This window comes from Pseudomonas sp. WS 5021, from assembly GCF_012985535.1.
Classification (GTDB): Bacteria; Pseudomonadota; Gammaproteobacteria; order Pseudomonadales; family Pseudomonadaceae; genus Aquipseudomonas.
The window spans coordinates 1-14,846 of record NZ_JAAQWP010000010.1 but is presented as its reverse complement, the minus strand read 5'-3'; the positions used below and the strand labels follow the sequence as shown (position 1 = coordinate 14,846).

Below are 14,846 nucleotides of genomic sequence, written 5' to 3'. Positions count from 1 at the left end.
CTGTTGTGTGTGTTGGCGACCTGGCTGTCCCTGGCCCTGGGGCCGGTCAGCCTGCCATTGCTCGACACACTGCGCGCTGCCTTGCGCCTGCTTGGCGTGCCTATCGAGGCCCAGGGCCTGGAGCAGGCTGAGCTGATTCTGGGGCAGATCCGTTTGCCGCGCACTTTGCTGGGGCTGGCGGTTGGCGGGGTGCTGGCGCTGTCGGGGGTGGCCATGCAGGGGCTGTTTCGCAACCCGTTGGCCGACCCCGGGTTGGTCGGTGTGTCCAGTGGCGCTGCGCTGGGGGCGGCGGTGGCCATCGTCGGCGGCGCGGCCTTTGGTGGCCTGCCGGACGCCGTGGCGCCGTATCTGCTGTCGCTGTGTGCATTTCTGGGTGGCTTGGGCGTGACCGCGCTGGTCTATCGCCTGGGGCGGCGCGATGGGCAGACCAATGTCGCAACCATGTTGTTGGCCGGTATCGCCCTGACCGCGCTGGCGGCCTCGGCGGTGGGCCTGTTCACCTACCTGGCCGATGACGCTACCTTGCGCACCCTGACGTTCTGGAACCTTGGCAGCCTGAACGGTGCCAGCTACTCGCGACTGTGGCCATTGCTGCTGGTCAGTGCCGGTGTGGCGCTGTGGCTGCCGCGCCGGGCCAAGGCGCTCAATGCCTTGCTACTGGGAGAATCGGAAGCCAGTCACCTGGGGATCAATGTCGAGGGGCTCAAGCGCGAGCTGGTGTTTTGCACGGCGCTCGGGGTTGGCGCGGCGGTCGCCGCTGCGGGGCTGATCGGTTTTGTCGGGCTGGTGGTGCCACATCTGGTGCGGCTGCTGGCGGGGCCGGATCATCGTGTGCTCCTGCCGGCCTCGGTGCTGGCGGGCGCGAGCCTGTTGTTATTCGCCGACCTGGTGGCCCGCCTGGCCCTGGCGCCGGCGGAGTTGCCCATTGGTATTGTTACTGCCTTTATCGGTGCTCCGTTTTTTCTATACCTGCTGTTGCGAGGACGCGCCTGATGCTGCGAGTGGACAACCTGCAGATCCGCCGCGGTCGCAAAACCGTGTTGGCCGACGTGACCCTGGACTTGAAACCCGGTGAGGTTCTGGGTGTGCTCGGCCCCAATGGCGCCGGCAAAAGCACGTTGCTGGGCGCGTTGTGTGCGCAACTGCACCCGGATGAAGGGCAGGTTTGGCTGGACGACCGCGAGCTCAAGGATTGGCAGGGCGCGCAACGGGCGCAGCGCCTGGCGGTGCTGCCCCAGGTGTCGACCCTGGATTTCGCGTTTCGCGTCGAGGAAGTGGTGGGCATGGGGCGCTTGCCCCATCAGACCGGGCGGGTACGCGACGATGAAATCATCGAAGCCGCCTTGCAGGCCGCCGACGTGGGCCACCTGAGCGGACGCAGCTACCTGGCGTTATCCGGCGGCGAGCGCCAGCGCGTGCACCTGGCTCGGGTGCTGGCGCAACTCTGGCCGGGCGAGGCGGGGCAGACCCTATTGCTGGACGAGCCGACCTCGATGCTCGACCCATTGCACCAGCACACCACCTTGCAGGCCATCCGCAGCTTTGCCGACCGTGGCGCGGCCGTGCTGGTGATTCTTCACGATCTCAATCTGGCGGCGCGCTACTGCGATCGCATCCTGCTGCTGGAGAACGGTCGCCCCCACGCCCTGGACACACCGGCGCAGGTGTTGCGACCGGAGTTGCTCAAGGCGGTGTTCGGCCTGGATGTGCTGGTGCAGCCCCATCCTGAGCTGGGTCATCCCTTGATCATCGCCCGCTGAACCCTATCTCTGTAGGAGCCGGCTTGCCGGCGATAGCGGTGTATCAAGACCCAGCACCTTCGCCGGCAAGCCAGGTCCTACAGGGTGATATAAAACCCAGGCAAAAAAAGACCCGGCAAGAGCCGGGTCAAATAACCGTGATTAGCCTGATGAGGAGATAATCTGAGAGTCCGAACCAATGGTCTTTCAGTTATCGGCTGATCTCGCGACCAGTTGTGATAATCATAACGATTCTCATTTGAGAGTCAACACTTGTTTTTGCACCCATGGGGATTTTTCTCAAACGTTTGTTTGGAACCCCGCAAACATTGGGTTATCACCTGTTTCAGTTCTTGTTCCGTATCGACAGCGCTTCCAGTTGGCGATTCAAGGCCTCCTTGCGCTCGGTTGGAATATCGTTCCAATGCACATCCATCAATGCGCCTTCGATGGCATACAGCAGGACTTTGGATGCCCGGAAACCACGGGTGCGTACCGCCCGGTAGGCGTCCACCGCGCCCAGGCGACGCAGGTCCGAAGCGCTATGGATGCCCACCGCATGCAGCCATTGCGCCGAGGTCTTGCCAAGGTTTTTCAGGTGTTGCAGCTCATCATTCATCAAGCCTCCTTGCGACGGCCGAATGGTTCGGTGGGTATCGTGACCAGGCAAGCCTGAAAGGAGTGTAGCGCTCAGTAGGAAAAGCGTAGTTCTTTGCTCAGAAACGACGTAAACGCTTCTAAGGCTGGCGCTGGAATCTTGACGGTGACAGGCGCAGGCCCCCAGCTCGCGTTGCGCTCAGCTGGGGATAAAGGTGTTCGGTCAGCGGGTGCGATAGCGCAGGCGCGTGCCGAAATTGACCGACATAAGGATCTCGTCAGCGCTCAGCTCGGCTGGGAAGTAAGTGCCCGAGATCTGCGCATGGGCCAGGCTGGCGCCTTCCAGCGGGCAGCCCCGCAGGTCCAGGCCACGCAAGTCGGCCGAGCGGAAGTAGGCGTCGGTAAAGTCCACGCCCTCGGCGTCCAGGTGGCGCAGGTCCAGACCACGGAAGTCGCCGCCGCGCATATCAATCGGGCCATCCTTGGGGCGTTCCTGATTGAAACCCCGGATGTCATCTTTATGCAGCAGCGCGTAGAGCGGTGTATCAAGCAGCTTCGGCTGGCCCATGGCGGCAACTCCTGTTGGACTTATAATGCCATTATAGTGCCACTATTTGCGGCCGTGAGCTGTTAACCGCATCACGGCCGTGAAATATTTCCTACAGCCCTGGCAGGCGCTGGCGGACGTGGGCAACCAGTGCGTCCAGCGTCCCGCTTTCATTGGTCTCGACCCGCTTGCTCAGTAGCAGTTCTTCGGCGCTCAGGGGATCGCGGCTGGCTTGTTGCTGCTCAATGACTGCCAGGGTAGCGTCAGACGGATCGTTTTTATCTGCCTGACGTTTCGCCAGCCAACTGGCGATAACGGCCTGCGGTGCATTGCAATCGAGGATCAGGAAGGGTGCGCCGGTGGCTTCTGCGACTTTGGCGGCAGCTTCTCGTTGCTCGCGCTTGAGGTAGGTCGCGTCCAGGACTACCGGGAAGCCTGCGCGCAGTACGGTTTCGGCGAGGGTATGCAGGCGGGCGTAGGTTGCCGCGCTGGCGTCCGAGGCATAGATCCCGGCTTGGAGGGTGTTCTCGACCTGTTGCTCGCCAAACAGGCGCTTGCGTTCTACATCGGAGCGCAGGCGAATGGCGCCGAGCGCGTCCACCAGGCGCATCGCCACATGGCTTTTGCCGGTCGCCGATACGCCATGGGTAATCGCCAGGAAGCGCGAGGGGATGGTGCTGTAACTTTCGGCCAGGTTGGCGTAGTTGCGGTACTGGCGCAGGGTGGTTGCGCGCTCGACCGGTGTTGCCTCGGGCGGCATGCTGAACAGCGCGATCTTTGCCCGCACCAGCGCGCGGTAGGCTTTATAGAAGTTCAGCAGCTCCAGGCTCTGGTAATCGCCAGTCAGCTCCAGGTATTGGCTGATAAAGCGCCTGGCCAGGGTCTTGAGGCCACGGTCTTCCAGGTCCATCGCCAGGAAGCCGGTGTCGGCGCACGCGTCGGTGAAGCGGAACGGTTCGTTGAACTCGATGCAGTCGAAGATCACCACGTGATCGTCGATCATGGTTGCGTTGCCCAGGTGAATATCGCCGTGGCACTCGCGGGTAAAGCCATTGAGCTTGCGTTGCTCCAGCAGGGGCTTGAGGCGTTCGAAGCTGCTCTCGGCCCAGGCTTGCAGTGCGTCCAGTTGGGCCAGGTCGGCTTTGTCGCTGAGGAACGGACGGATCTGCTCGAAGTTCTGCCGCACCGGCGCCATCACCTCGTCCGGGGTGCCGGCGGGATGGGCCTCGGGAACCTTGGGGGCGTTGAGGTGGAAGTGCGCAATCTGGCTGGCCATCTCATCGATGTGGCCGTTGGTCAGCTCGCCATTGGCCTGCAAGGTACTCAGCAGTTGGCTTTGCGGGAACTGGCGCATTTTCAGCACATATTCGATGGCCGGGCCTTCGCCGCCCAGTTGCGGTGCTTCAGCGCTGCCGGTGATCGGCAACACTTCAAGATACAAATCTTGTGTCAGGCGTTGGTTGAGGCGCAGTTCCTCGTTGCAGAAGTGGGCGCGGGCGTCCAGTTGGGTGAAGTCGAGGAAGCCGAAGTTCACCGGTTTCTTGATCTTGTAGGCATAGGGACCGGTGAGCAGGACCCAGGAAATATGGGTTTCGATGACTTGAAACGCTTCGACCGGATGAGGAAACAGGGCCGGGTTTTGCAGGGCGGCAATCAGGGGCTGGCTCACAGGCGATCCTTCGGAGTCTGGGAAAATAATGGAGCGCATTATGGCCGCTCAGGTCGGTCATGCAAACCGCCGTCCGGTTCATGTTGATCATCAATAAAATGCGTATAATCCGCCGCCATGACTCGTACCCGATCTCCCCGTTCCCGTAAAAAACCTCCTCCCCGCAGCCTGCGCCCCTGGCTAGGCTGGGCGCTCAAGCTCGGCCTGGTGGGCCTGGTGGTGATCGCAGGCATCGCGGTATACCTCGATGCCGTGGTCCAGGAGAAGTTCTCTGGCAAGCGCTGGACCATCCCGGCGAAGGTCTACGCTCGCCCGCTGGAGCTGTTTACCGGCCAGAAACTGAGCAAGGAAGATTTCCTTACCGAACTCGATGCGCTGGGCTATCGGCGCGAAGCCGTGGCCAACGGCCCGGGTGCGGCGGCGGTCAGCGGCAATACCGTGGACCTGAACACCCGGGGCTTCCAGTTCTATGAAGGCCTGGAAAAGGCGCAGCCGGTGCGCGTGCGTTTCTCCGGGGATTACGTGGCCGAGCTTTCTGCACTCAATGGCGGCAAGTTGCCAGTGGTGCGTCTTGAGCCGTTGCTGATCGGCGGGATTTACCCCAAGAACCTTGAAGATCGCATCCTGATCAAGATTGATCAGGTGCCGCCGTATCTGCTGGAAACCCTGGTTGCGGTCGAAGACCGGGATTTCTACAGCCACTGGGGCGTCTCGCCCAAGTCCATCGCTCGCGCCATCTGGGTCAACACCTCGGGTGGCCGCATGACTCAGGGCGGCAGTACGCTGACGCAACAATTGGTCAAGAATTTCTACCTGACCAGTGAGCGCAGCCTGACTCGCAAACTCACCGAAGCCATGATGGCGATGTTGCTGGAGCTGCACTACAGCAAGCCGGAGATCCTTGAGGCCTACCTCAACGAGGTGTTCGTCGGCCAGGATGGCCAGCGCGCGGTGCACGGCTTTGGCCTGGCCAGCCAGTTCTTCTTCGGCCAGCCGTTGTCCGAGCTCAAGTTGCACCAGGTGGCGTTGCTGGTAGGTATGGTCAAGGGGCCGTCCTATTACAATCCGCGCCGCAACCCGGAGCGGGCGCTGGAGCGCCGCAACCTGGTCCTCGACGTGCTGGAGCAGCAGGGCGTAGCCACCGCAGAACAGGTCGCGGCCGCGAAGAAGATGCCTTTGGGCGTCACCACTCGTGGCAAGTTGGCTGACAGTTCCTTCCCCGGCTTTATCGACCTGGTCAAGCGCCAGTTGCGCGAAGACTATCGCGACGAGGACTTGACCGAAGAAGGTCTGCGGATCTTCACCAGTTTCGACCCGATCCTGCAGATGAAGGCCGAAGCCTCGGTCAGCGATACCTTCAAGCGCCTGGCCGGGCGCAAGGGCTCGGACGAAGTCGAAGCGGCCATGGTGGTGACCAACCCGGAAACCGGTGAAGTCCAGGCCATGATCGGCAGCCGCCAGGCCAGCTTCGCCGGCTTCAACCGTGCCCTGGATGCCGTGCGGCCGATTGGCTCGCTGATCAAGCCGGCGGTGTACCTCACTGCACTGGAAAAGCCGAGCAAGTACACCCTGACCAGCTGGCTCTCCGACGAAGCGTTTTCGGTCAAGGGCGCCGATGGCCAGGTATGGAAGCCGCAGAACTATGATCGTCGCTCCCACGGCACGGTGTTCCTGTATCAGGGACTGGCGCATTCCTACAACCTGTCCACGGCGCGGCTTGGCCTGGAGCTGGGTGTGCCGAATGTGCTCAAGACCCTTGCACGGCTGGGTGTAAGCCGCGAGTTCCCGGCGTTCCCGTCGATGTTGCTGGGCGCAGGTGGCTTGAGCCCGATGGAAGTGGCGACCATGTACCAGACCCTGGCCAACGGTGGTTTCAATACGCCGATGCGCGGGATCCGCAGTGTCCTCACGGCGGAAGGCGAGCCGCTCAAGCGCTACCCGTTCCAGATCGAGCAGCGTTTTGATCCGGCCTCCATCTACCTGATCCAGAACGCCATGCAACGGGTCATGCGCGAAGGGACCGGGCGTTCGGTGTACAGCTCGCTGCCGGGTAACCTGACGCTGGCCGGCAAGACCGGTACCAGTAACGACTCCCGTGACAGTTGGTTCGCCGGTTTCAGCCAGGACCTGCTCGCGGTGGTGTGGCTGGGGCGCGATGACAACGGCAAGACACCGTTCACCGGCGCGACCGGCGCCTTGCAGGTCTGGACCAGCTTTATGCGCAAGGCCGACCCGCTGCCACTGAACATGCCGCAACCCGACAATATCGTTCAGGCCTGGATCGACCCCCATACCGGGCAGGGCTCCGATGCCAACTGTCCGGGCGCGGTGCAGATGCCGTATATTCGCGGCAGTGAACCGCCAGCCGGCGCTCCATGTGGCACAGGTGTGCCCACGGATGCGGATTCGGTGATGGATTGGGTCAAGGGCTGGATGAATTAAGCAAAGAGGATTTCAAGTGAACAAGTGGTTGATTCCGGCTATTACAACGTTAGCTTTGCTCAGCGGTTGCTCCAGCGTGCAGCGCGGCTCCATCCCGGTGGTGGATTCCGGCACGGCCGTATCCAACAATGACCGGATCTCGGCCAATGGCGGCTTTCGCCAGACCGTGACTACCCGTCCAAACCCTGCCACGACCCAGGCGGTACCGCAGGATTCCGGCGTAGTGGTGATGGTCCCGGGTGGGGGCGCCACCACATCTGCACCCATCAGCTCCGCACCATGGACGCCGGGGCCGATCACCCCTGGCCCGTCGAACTCGGCGCCGATTGATACCGCGCCGATCAACCAGGGCACCTACAACATGCCGTCGACCCCGAGCGGGATTCCCTCGGCCAATGCCGGCGGCCTGTCTGCCGACGAGCAGTTGGACGGCCCGGTCCTGGCCTTGCTCACCACTGCGCAGCAACAGCAGGCCGGTGGCGACTTGAACGGCGCATCGTCCAGCCTTGAGCGCGCCCAGCGGGTCGCGCCGCGTGAACCGCAGGTGCTCTACCGCCTGGCGCAAGTGCGCATGGCCCAGGGTGATGCGCCGCAAGCTGAGCAGTTCGCCCGTCGTGGCTTGACCATGGCCAACGGTCGTCCTGACCTGCAAGCCAGCCTGTGGGCCTTGATTGGTGATGCACGTGCTGCACAAGGTGATGCTGCCGGTGCTGCCCAGGCCCGGCAGAAGGCCAAGGTCAGTCTCTGATGGATCCTCGTTTTCCGGCGATTGCCGAACAGTTGTTGCTGATTGAGCGCGAATTGCGCGTGGCGGGCTGGTGGGATGAGGTGTCTCCCGGTGCAGAGGCGCTGAGCAGCGTCGAGCCGTTTTCCGTGGATACCCTGGATTTTCATCAGTGGCTGCAGTGGATCTTCCTGGTGCGGATGAAACAGATCCTCGAACAGGACCTGCCGCTACCTAATGCGTCGGGCATCCTGGAGATGGCCGAGATGGTCTACGCCGACCGTCCCCAACAAAGCCTCGGCCTACGCTCTGCGCTGAAAAAGTTCGACCAACTGATCGTCGGCGCTCGTTAATTGCCTGACTGTCGGGTTTTCCGGCAGTCTTGCGCACATTTCTACCGCTTGACGACATTCAGGCGAGTTTTATCCCTCCTCAAAGCCCTTTCTTCTACGTTCTCATGCGCTTAGTTGGAAAAAAGCGCAATTATTGCTTGACTTGAAGGGGCTGAAACAGAAGAATCCAAAGTCCGCTGTATCGGGACTGCCAGAAGCAGGCCCGCTCAGCAGATCATGAGGCGCACATCCGCGCCGACCTGTTACACCCGCAACGCGTTACCTCGCGCTGGGTGGGAAAAGCCCGCAACACTTGGGACGATCCCAATACTTGCTCAGTCAGTGCTGACGTAGTCGGCGACCACCGTCGCTCATGCTCTGTTGAGAAGTAAACCTATTAAGACCCGTCGGTTTTCAACGGACGGTATTCTGGCGTTTTAGAGGTGAACAACGTGGAGCTTTTATCTGGCGGTGAGATGCTCGTCCGCTTTTTGCGTGACGAAGGCGTCGACTATATCTACGGGTACCCAGGTGGTGCTCTGCTGCATGTCTACGACGCACTGTTCAAGGAACCGGCTGTCAACCACATCCTGGTTCGCCACGAACAGGCCGCGACCCATATGGCTGACGGTTATGCCCGTGCAACCGGTAAAGCCGGCGTGGTGCTGGTAACGTCCGGCCCTGGCGCAACCAATGCCATTACTGGCATCGCGACTGCGTATATGGACTCTATTCCGATGGTGATCATTTCCGGCCAGGTGGCGAGCACCATGGTGGGCACTGATGCATTCCAGGAAACCGACATGATCGGTATCTCCCGGCCGATCGTGAAACACAGCTTCATGATCAAGCATGCCTCGGAAATCCCGGAAGTCATGAAGAAGGCGTTCTACCTCGCGCAATCCGGTCGCCCGGGTCCAGTGGTGGTCGATATCCCGAAAGACATGACCAACCCGGCGGAAAAGTTCGAATACATCTTCCCGAAGAAAGCCAAGCTGCGTTCCTACAGCCCGGCCGTGCGTGGGCACTCGGGGCAAATCCGCAAGGCAGCAGAAATGCTCCTGGCGGCCAAGCGCCCAGTGCTTTACTCGGGTGGCGGCGTGATCCTGGGCGGCGGTTCCGCACCGTTGACCGAATTGGCCAAGATGCTCAACCTGCCAGTGACCAACACCTTGATGGGCCTCGGTGCCTTCCCGGGTTCGGACCGTCAGTTCGTCGGCATGCTCGGCATGCACGGCAGCTACACGGCCAACCTGACCATGCACCACGCCGACGTGATCCTGGCCGTGGGCGCGCGGTTCGATGACCGGGTGATCAACGGCGCGAGCAAGTTCTGCCCGAATGCCAAGATCATCCACATCGACATCGACCCGGCGTCCATCTCCAAGACCATCAAGGCCGATGTGCCGATTGTAGGTCCCGTGGAGAGCGTGTTGACCGAAATGGTCGCTGCGCTCAAGGACATTGGCGAGACGCCGAACAAGGAGTCCGTTGCCAGTTGGTGGAAGCAGATCGACGAATGGCGCGGTGACCGCGGCCTGTTCCCTTACGACAAGGGCGACGGCAGCATCATCAAGCCACAAACCGTGATCGAAACCCTGTGCGAAGTGACCAAGGGCGACGCCTTTGTGACCTCCGACGTGGGCCAGCACCAGATGTTCGCCGCGCAGTACTACAAGTTCGACAAGCCTAACCGCTGGATCAACTCCGGTGGCCTGGGCACGATGGGCTTTGGTTTCCCTGCGGCCATGGGTGTGAAGCTGAGCTTCCCGGATGTCGACGTGGCTTGTGTCACCGGTGAAGGCAGCATCCAGATGAACATCCAGGAGCTGTCGACCTGCCTGCAATATGGCCTGCCGGTGAAGATCGTCTGCCTGAACAACGGTGTGTTGGGCATGGTTCGCCAATGGCAGGACATGAGCTACAACAGTCGTCACTCCCATTCCTACATGGAATCGTTGCCTGACTTCGTCAAGTTGGTTGAAGCCTATGGCCATGTCGGCATGCGCATCACCGATCTGAAGGATCTCAAGCCGAAGATGGAAGAGGCGTTCGCCATGAAGGATCGCCTGGTGTTCATCGACATTCAGGTCGACACCAGCGAGCACGTCTACCCGATGCAGATCAAAGACGGCTCAATGCGCGATATGTGGCTGAACAAGACGGAGCGAACCTAATCATGCGGCACATTATCTCCCTGCTTCTGGAGAACGAACCGGGCGCTCTGTCTCGTGTGGTCGGCCTGTTTTCGCAGCGCAACTACAACATCGAAAGCCTGACCGTGGCCCCGACCGAAGACCCGACCCTGTCGCGCCTGACGTTGACCACCGTAGGCCATGATGAGGTGATCGAGCAGATCACCAAGAACCTCAACAAGCTGATCGAAGTGGTCAAGCTGGTCGATTTGTCGGAAAGCGCCCACATCGAGCGTGAGCTGATGCTGGTCAAGGTCAAGGCCACGGGTGCCCAACGTGCCGAGATCAAGCGTACTACCGATATTTATCGTGGGCAGATCGTCGATGTGAGCGCCAGCGTTTATACCGTTCAACTGACCGGTACCAGCGACAAACTGGACAGCTTCATCCAGTCGATCGGGACGGCCTCGATTCTGGAAACCGTACGCAGTGGTGTCACCGGGATTGCCCGTGGCGACAAAGTACTCAGCATCTAACCCAATTAGCGAATGGCCTTAAGGCCTGGATATATAGAGGAACCTCATGAAAGTTTATTACGATAAAGATTGTGACCTGTCGATCATCCAGGGCAAGAAAGTCGCCATCATCGGCTACGGCTCCCAGGGTCACGCACAAGCTTGCAACCTGAAAGATTCCGGCGTTGACGTGACCGTTGGCCTGCGCAAAGGCTCGGCCACTGTTGCCAAGGCAGAAGCCCATGGCCTGAAAGTGACTGACGTTGCTTCCGCTGTTGCGGCTGCCGACCTGGTCATGATCCTGACCCCGGACGAGTTCCAATCCGCGCTGTACAAGAACGAAATCGAGCCGAACATCAAGAAAGGCGCCACCCTGGCCTTCTCCCACGGCTTCGCGATTCACTACAACCAAGTTGTGCCACGTGCTGACCTGGACGTGATCATGATCGCGCCGAAAGCACCGGGCCACACCGTGCGCTCCGAGTTCGTCAAGGGCGGTGGTATTCCTGACCTGATCGCGATCTACCAGGACGCCTCGGGCAACGCCAAGAACGTTGCACTGTCCTACGCTGCTGGCGTCGGTGGTGGTCGTACCGGCATCATCGAAACCACCTTCAAGGACGAGACCGAAACCGACCTGTTCGGCGAACAAGCCGTTCTGTGCGGCGGTACCGTTGAACTGGTCAAAGCCGGTTTCGAAACCCTGGTTGAAGCTGGCTACGCGCCGGAAATGGCCTACTTCGAGTGCCTGCACGAACTGAAGCTGATCGTTGACCTCATGTACGAAGGCGGTATCGCCAACATGAACTACTCGATCTCCAACAACGCCGAGTACGGCGAGTACGTGACCGGCCCGGAAGTCATCAACGCCGAATCCCGTCAGGCCATGCGCAACGCCCTGAAACGTATTCAGGACGGCGAATACGCCAAAATGTTCATCAGCGAAGGTGCTACCGGCTACCCTTCGATGACCGCCAAACGTCGTAACAACGCCGCTCACGGTATCGAAGTCATCGGCGAGCAACTGCGCTCCATGATGCCGTGGATCGGTGCCAACAAGATCGTCGACAAAGCCAAGAACTAAGTCGCACGTGTCTACGGAAAACGCGGCCTAGGCCGCGTTTTTTCGTTTGAGGGCTGGTTCTGGTATAAAGCTGCATCGTTTGCGGGCGAAACTCGCCGCAAGTGTCTATCGATTTTTTTCACACCGTTGCAAGGTAAAGTCCATGAGCGAACGTCCCGAAGAGCCAAACCAGGCCTCTGACGCCGAAAGCCTGCTACCGATCGATGAGCATGTCGAAGAAGGGCATGACGCGGAAGGCCGCAAGGTCCGGCATCGTGGCATCTATCTTCTGCCCAACCTGTTCACCACGGCGAACCTGTTTGCCGGTTTCTACTCCATCATCAATTCCATGAGTGCCCAGAGCGCGCTAGCAGCAGGTGATGCGGCGAGTGCCAGCAAGTACTTCGGTTTTGCTGCCATCGCGATCTTCGTGGCCATGGTCCTCGATGGCCTTGATGGGCGCGTGGCGCGCATGACCAATACCCAGAGCGCCTTCGGTGCCGAGTACGACTCGCTGTCGGACATGGTGGCCTTTGGTGTCGCACCTGCGTTGCTGGCGTTTGCCTGGGCCCTGGGTGACATGGGCAAGGTTGGCTGGATGGTGGCCTTCATCTATGTCGCGGGCGCTGCGTTGCGCCTGGCACGCTTCAATACCCAGGTGGGCACTGCCGACAAGCGTTACTTCATCGGTCTTGCCAGTCCTGCGGCGGCGGGTGTGGTGGCCGGTATTGTCTGGGCGTTCAGTGACTACGGTATCCAGGGTTCGAAGATGTCGTTCCTGGTGGCCTTGATGGTTGCGGCGGCCGGTATGCTGATGGTCAGCAACATCAAGTACAACAGCTTCAAGGAATTCGACCTGAAGGGGCGTGTGCCTTTCGTGGCGATTCTGGTGGTGGTACTGGTGTTCGCGGTGGTCTTCAGTGATCCGCCGCGGATCCTGCTGCTGGCGTTCCTGGTATACGCGGCTTCGGGTCCGGTTCAGTACCTGTTGCATCTGCGCCGGGACAAAACATTGCCTTAATGTAATTTCCCCCATACTCCGCAGTCTATTGGTGCATCAGTTCTCCAATGCTGCGGAGTTGCCATGTTAATCAAGTTGCCCAAAGCGTCCGACTGTCACGAATCGGATGTCACCCCAGAATCTCTCTATTTCTCCCGCCGCAGTCTGCTCGGTGGCGCGCTTGCCGGTATTGCTGCCAGCAGCCTGCCGCGTTGGGTGAGTGCGGCTGACACTGCGCGTTATGCCGATGTCGAGCCAGGCAAGGCTCCCGGCTGGTTCGCCGAGAAACTTCCTGGCACGCAATGGCAGGCGGTGACGGTCAAAGACGAGGCCATCACGCCGTTCAAGGATGCGACCCATTACAACAACTTCTATGAGTTCGGCACGGACAAGGGCGATCCTGCGGCGAATGCCGGCTCGCTCAAGACCGAGCTATGGAGTGTCGTGATTGATGGTGAAGTCGCAAAACCAGGGCGTTACGCCCTGGAAGACTTCATGAAGCCCTATCAGTTGGAAGAGCGGATCTACCGTCTACGCTGTGTCGAGGCGTGGTCGATGGTCATTCCATGGATCGGCTTTCCTATATCGGCCTTGCTTAAACAGGTCGAGCCCACTTCCAAGGCCAAATACATCCGCTTTGAAACCCTGCAGGATCCCAAGAGCATGCCGGGCCAGCGCTCAAGTTTTGGCCTGATCGATTGGCCTTATATAGAAGGACTGCGCCTGGATGAAGCGATGAATCCTTTGGCGATCCTGGCTGTGGGCATGTATGGGCGGGAATTGCCCAACCAGAATGGCGCGCCGCTGCGTTTGGTGGTGCCGTGGAAGTATGGCTTCAAGAGCGTGAAATCTATCGTGCGGATCAGCCTGGTGAGCGAGCAACCGAAAACCACCTGGCAGAGCATTGCGGCGGATGAGTATGGATTTTATGCGAATGTGAACCCCACCGTCGATCACCCGCGCTGGACCCAGGCACGGGAGCGGCGCCTGCCCAGTGGCTTGTTCAGTCCGAATGTACGCGAGACGCAGATGTTCAATGGCTACTCGGATGAGGTCGCTTCTCTTTATACCGGCCTTGATCTGCGGAAGAACTACTGATGCGCTACCCCATCTGGCGCCTTGGCGTCTTTATAGCTGCGGCGGTGTGGCCGTTGTACTGGTTGTATGAGGCGTGGAGTCTCACCTTGGGGCCTGATCCCGGAAAAGTGCTGGTTGATCGGTTGGGGCTGGGAACGCTGATCCTGTTGCTGGTTACGTTGGGAATGACGCCACTGCAAAAATTGAGCGGTTGGGCAGGGTGGATCGCTGTGCGCCGGCAGTTGGGGTTGTGGTGCTTTGCGTATGTGGTTTTGCACCTCGCCGCTTATTGCGTATTTATCCTGGGGCTGGACTGGTCGCAACTGGGCGTTGAGCTGCGCAAGCGGCCCTACATTATTGTGGGGGCGTTGGGTTTTATGTGCTTGTTGGTGTTGGCGGTGACATCCAATCGCTATAGCCAGCGTCGGCTGGGCGCCCGTTGGAAGAAGCTGCATCGCCTGGTGTATGTGATTTTGGGGCTTGGTTTGCTGCATATGCTGTGGATCGTGCGTGCCGATCTGAAGGAGTGGGCTATCTATGCCTCTATAGGGGTGCTGCTTTTGCTCTTGCGGATTCCGCCTGTGATGCGCCGTATCCCTCGCCTTATTGCCAAAAAAGCACCTTCTGCAACAAAAGCGTAATTAACGCTTGACCGCAGATCCTGGAAGTCTATAATTCGCCCCACTTCCGGCGCAGTCGAAACGGAAAACTCCTTGGTAAACAAAGAGTTATGTAGTTTTCGGCAGCAGGTTGCTTCAGTTCATCGAAGCCAAAAGGAAGTTGAAAAAGAGGTGTTGACAGCAGCGTGTAACGCTGTAGAATTCGCCTCCCGCTGACGAGAGATCGAAAGCGCAAGTGGTTGAAGTTGTTGAGGAAAACCTCGAAGCTTCTGAAAATAATCACTTGACAGCAAATGAGGCTGCTGTAGAATGCGCGCCTCGGTTGAGACGAAAGATCTTAACCAACCGCTCTTTAACAACTGAATCAAGCAATTCGTGTGGGTGCT

The 14,846-nt window shown here is 59.8% G+C and carries 14 protein-coding genes; 11 read left to right on the top strand and 3 right to left on the bottom strand.

From position 1 onward, the window contains the following. The first annotated feature begins 9 nt into the window (after positions 1-9). Together HBO19_RS24925 and HBO19_RS24920 are read left to right on the top strand one after the other, a co-directional pair. Positions 10-993, top strand: a complete 984-nt coding sequence (locus HBO19_RS24925) for an iron ABC transporter permease (RefSeq protein WP_169955148.1) — start codon at positions 10-12, stop codon at positions 991-993. Next, entirely contained in the window at positions 993-1,760 is a 768-nt protein-coding gene (locus HBO19_RS24920) for a heme ABC transporter ATP-binding protein (RefSeq protein WP_170058500.1), read from the top strand. The genes HBO19_RS24925 and HBO19_RS24920 overlap by 1 nt, the downstream gene beginning before the upstream one ends. 325 nt (positions 1,761-2,085) lie before the next feature. Here HBO19_RS24920 and HBO19_RS24915 read toward each other — a convergent pair whose 3' ends face one another. The 3 genes from HBO19_RS24915 to HBO19_RS24905 form a co-directional block, all read right to left on the bottom strand. Beyond that, positions 2,086-2,358 carry a TfoX/Sxy family protein gene (locus tag HBO19_RS24915; protein WP_169955059.1) on the bottom strand — a complete coding sequence of 91 codons (273 nt, stop codon included), beginning with the start codon at positions 2,356-2,358 and terminating at the stop codon, positions 2,086-2,088. Between the two features lie 201 nt (positions 2,359-2,559). After that, positions 2,560-2,904: a pentapeptide repeat-containing protein gene (locus tag HBO19_RS24910; protein WP_169955058.1), complete on the bottom strand. Its 345-nt coding sequence runs from the start codon at positions 2,902-2,904 to the stop codon at positions 2,560-2,562. A 91-nt stretch (positions 2,905-2,995) separates the two neighbouring features. Next, positions 2,996-4,552: a bifunctional aminoglycoside phosphotransferase/ATP-binding protein gene (locus tag HBO19_RS24905; protein ID WP_170058499.1), complete on the bottom strand. Its 1,557-nt coding sequence runs from the start codon at positions 4,550-4,552 to the stop codon at positions 2,996-2,998. 117 nt (positions 4,553-4,669) lie between these two features. On the opposite strand from HBO19_RS24905, the gene mrcB reads away from it, so the two are divergent. From mrcB to msrQ, 9 genes are all read left to right on the top strand, one after another. Next, on the top strand, positions 4,670-6,994 hold the full coding sequence (gene mrcB, locus HBO19_RS24900; protein ID WP_170043555.1) for a penicillin-binding protein 1B: 2,325 nt from the start codon (positions 4,670-4,672) through the stop codon (positions 6,992-6,994). Positions 6,995-7,010: 16 nt separating this feature from the next. After that, positions 7,011-7,742: a tetratricopeptide repeat protein gene (locus HBO19_RS24895; RefSeq protein WP_057440150.1), complete on the top strand. Its 732-nt coding sequence runs from the start codon at positions 7,011-7,013 to the stop codon at positions 7,740-7,742. Continuing rightward, on the top strand, positions 7,742-8,071 hold the full coding sequence (locus tag HBO19_RS24890; protein ID WP_170043554.1) for a YqcC family protein: 330 nt from the start codon (positions 7,742-7,744) through the stop codon (positions 8,069-8,071). Before HBO19_RS24895 ends, HBO19_RS24890 begins: the two co-directional genes overlap by 1 nt. 431 nt (positions 8,072-8,502) lie before the next feature. Then, entirely contained in the window at positions 8,503-10,227 is a 1,725-nt protein-coding gene (locus HBO19_RS24885; RefSeq protein WP_169955054.1) for an acetolactate synthase 3 large subunit, read from the top strand. Positions 10,228-10,229: 2 nt separating this feature from the next. Next, positions 10,230-10,721: an acetolactate synthase small subunit gene (gene ilvN / locus HBO19_RS24880; RefSeq protein ID WP_003176102.1), complete on the top strand. Its 492-nt coding sequence runs from the start codon at positions 10,230-10,232 to the stop codon at positions 10,719-10,721. A gap of 46 nt (positions 10,722-10,767) precedes the next feature. After that, positions 10,768-11,784, top strand: a complete 1,017-nt coding sequence (ilvC, locus tag HBO19_RS24875; protein WP_003176099.1) for a ketol-acid reductoisomerase — start codon at positions 10,768-10,770, stop codon at positions 11,782-11,784. Positions 11,785-11,926: 142 nt separating this feature from the next. Continuing rightward, entirely contained in the window at positions 11,927-12,784 is an 858-nt protein-coding gene (gene pssA, locus HBO19_RS24870) for a CDP-diacylglycerol--serine O-phosphatidyltransferase (protein ID WP_029298897.1), read from the top strand. 63 nt (positions 12,785-12,847) lie between these two features. After that, a complete protein-coding gene (msrP, locus tag HBO19_RS24865) occupies positions 12,848-13,861 on the top strand; it encodes a protein-methionine-sulfoxide reductase catalytic subunit MsrP (RefSeq protein ID WP_170058498.1) in 1,014 nt (337 codons plus the stop codon). After that, positions 13,861-14,481, top strand: a complete 621-nt coding sequence (msrQ, locus tag HBO19_RS24860; RefSeq protein WP_169955052.1) for a protein-methionine-sulfoxide reductase heme-binding subunit MsrQ — start codon at positions 13,861-13,863, stop codon at positions 14,479-14,481. The genes msrP and msrQ overlap by 1 nt, the downstream gene beginning before the upstream one ends. The last annotated feature ends 365 nt before the right edge of the window (positions 14,482-14,846 follow it).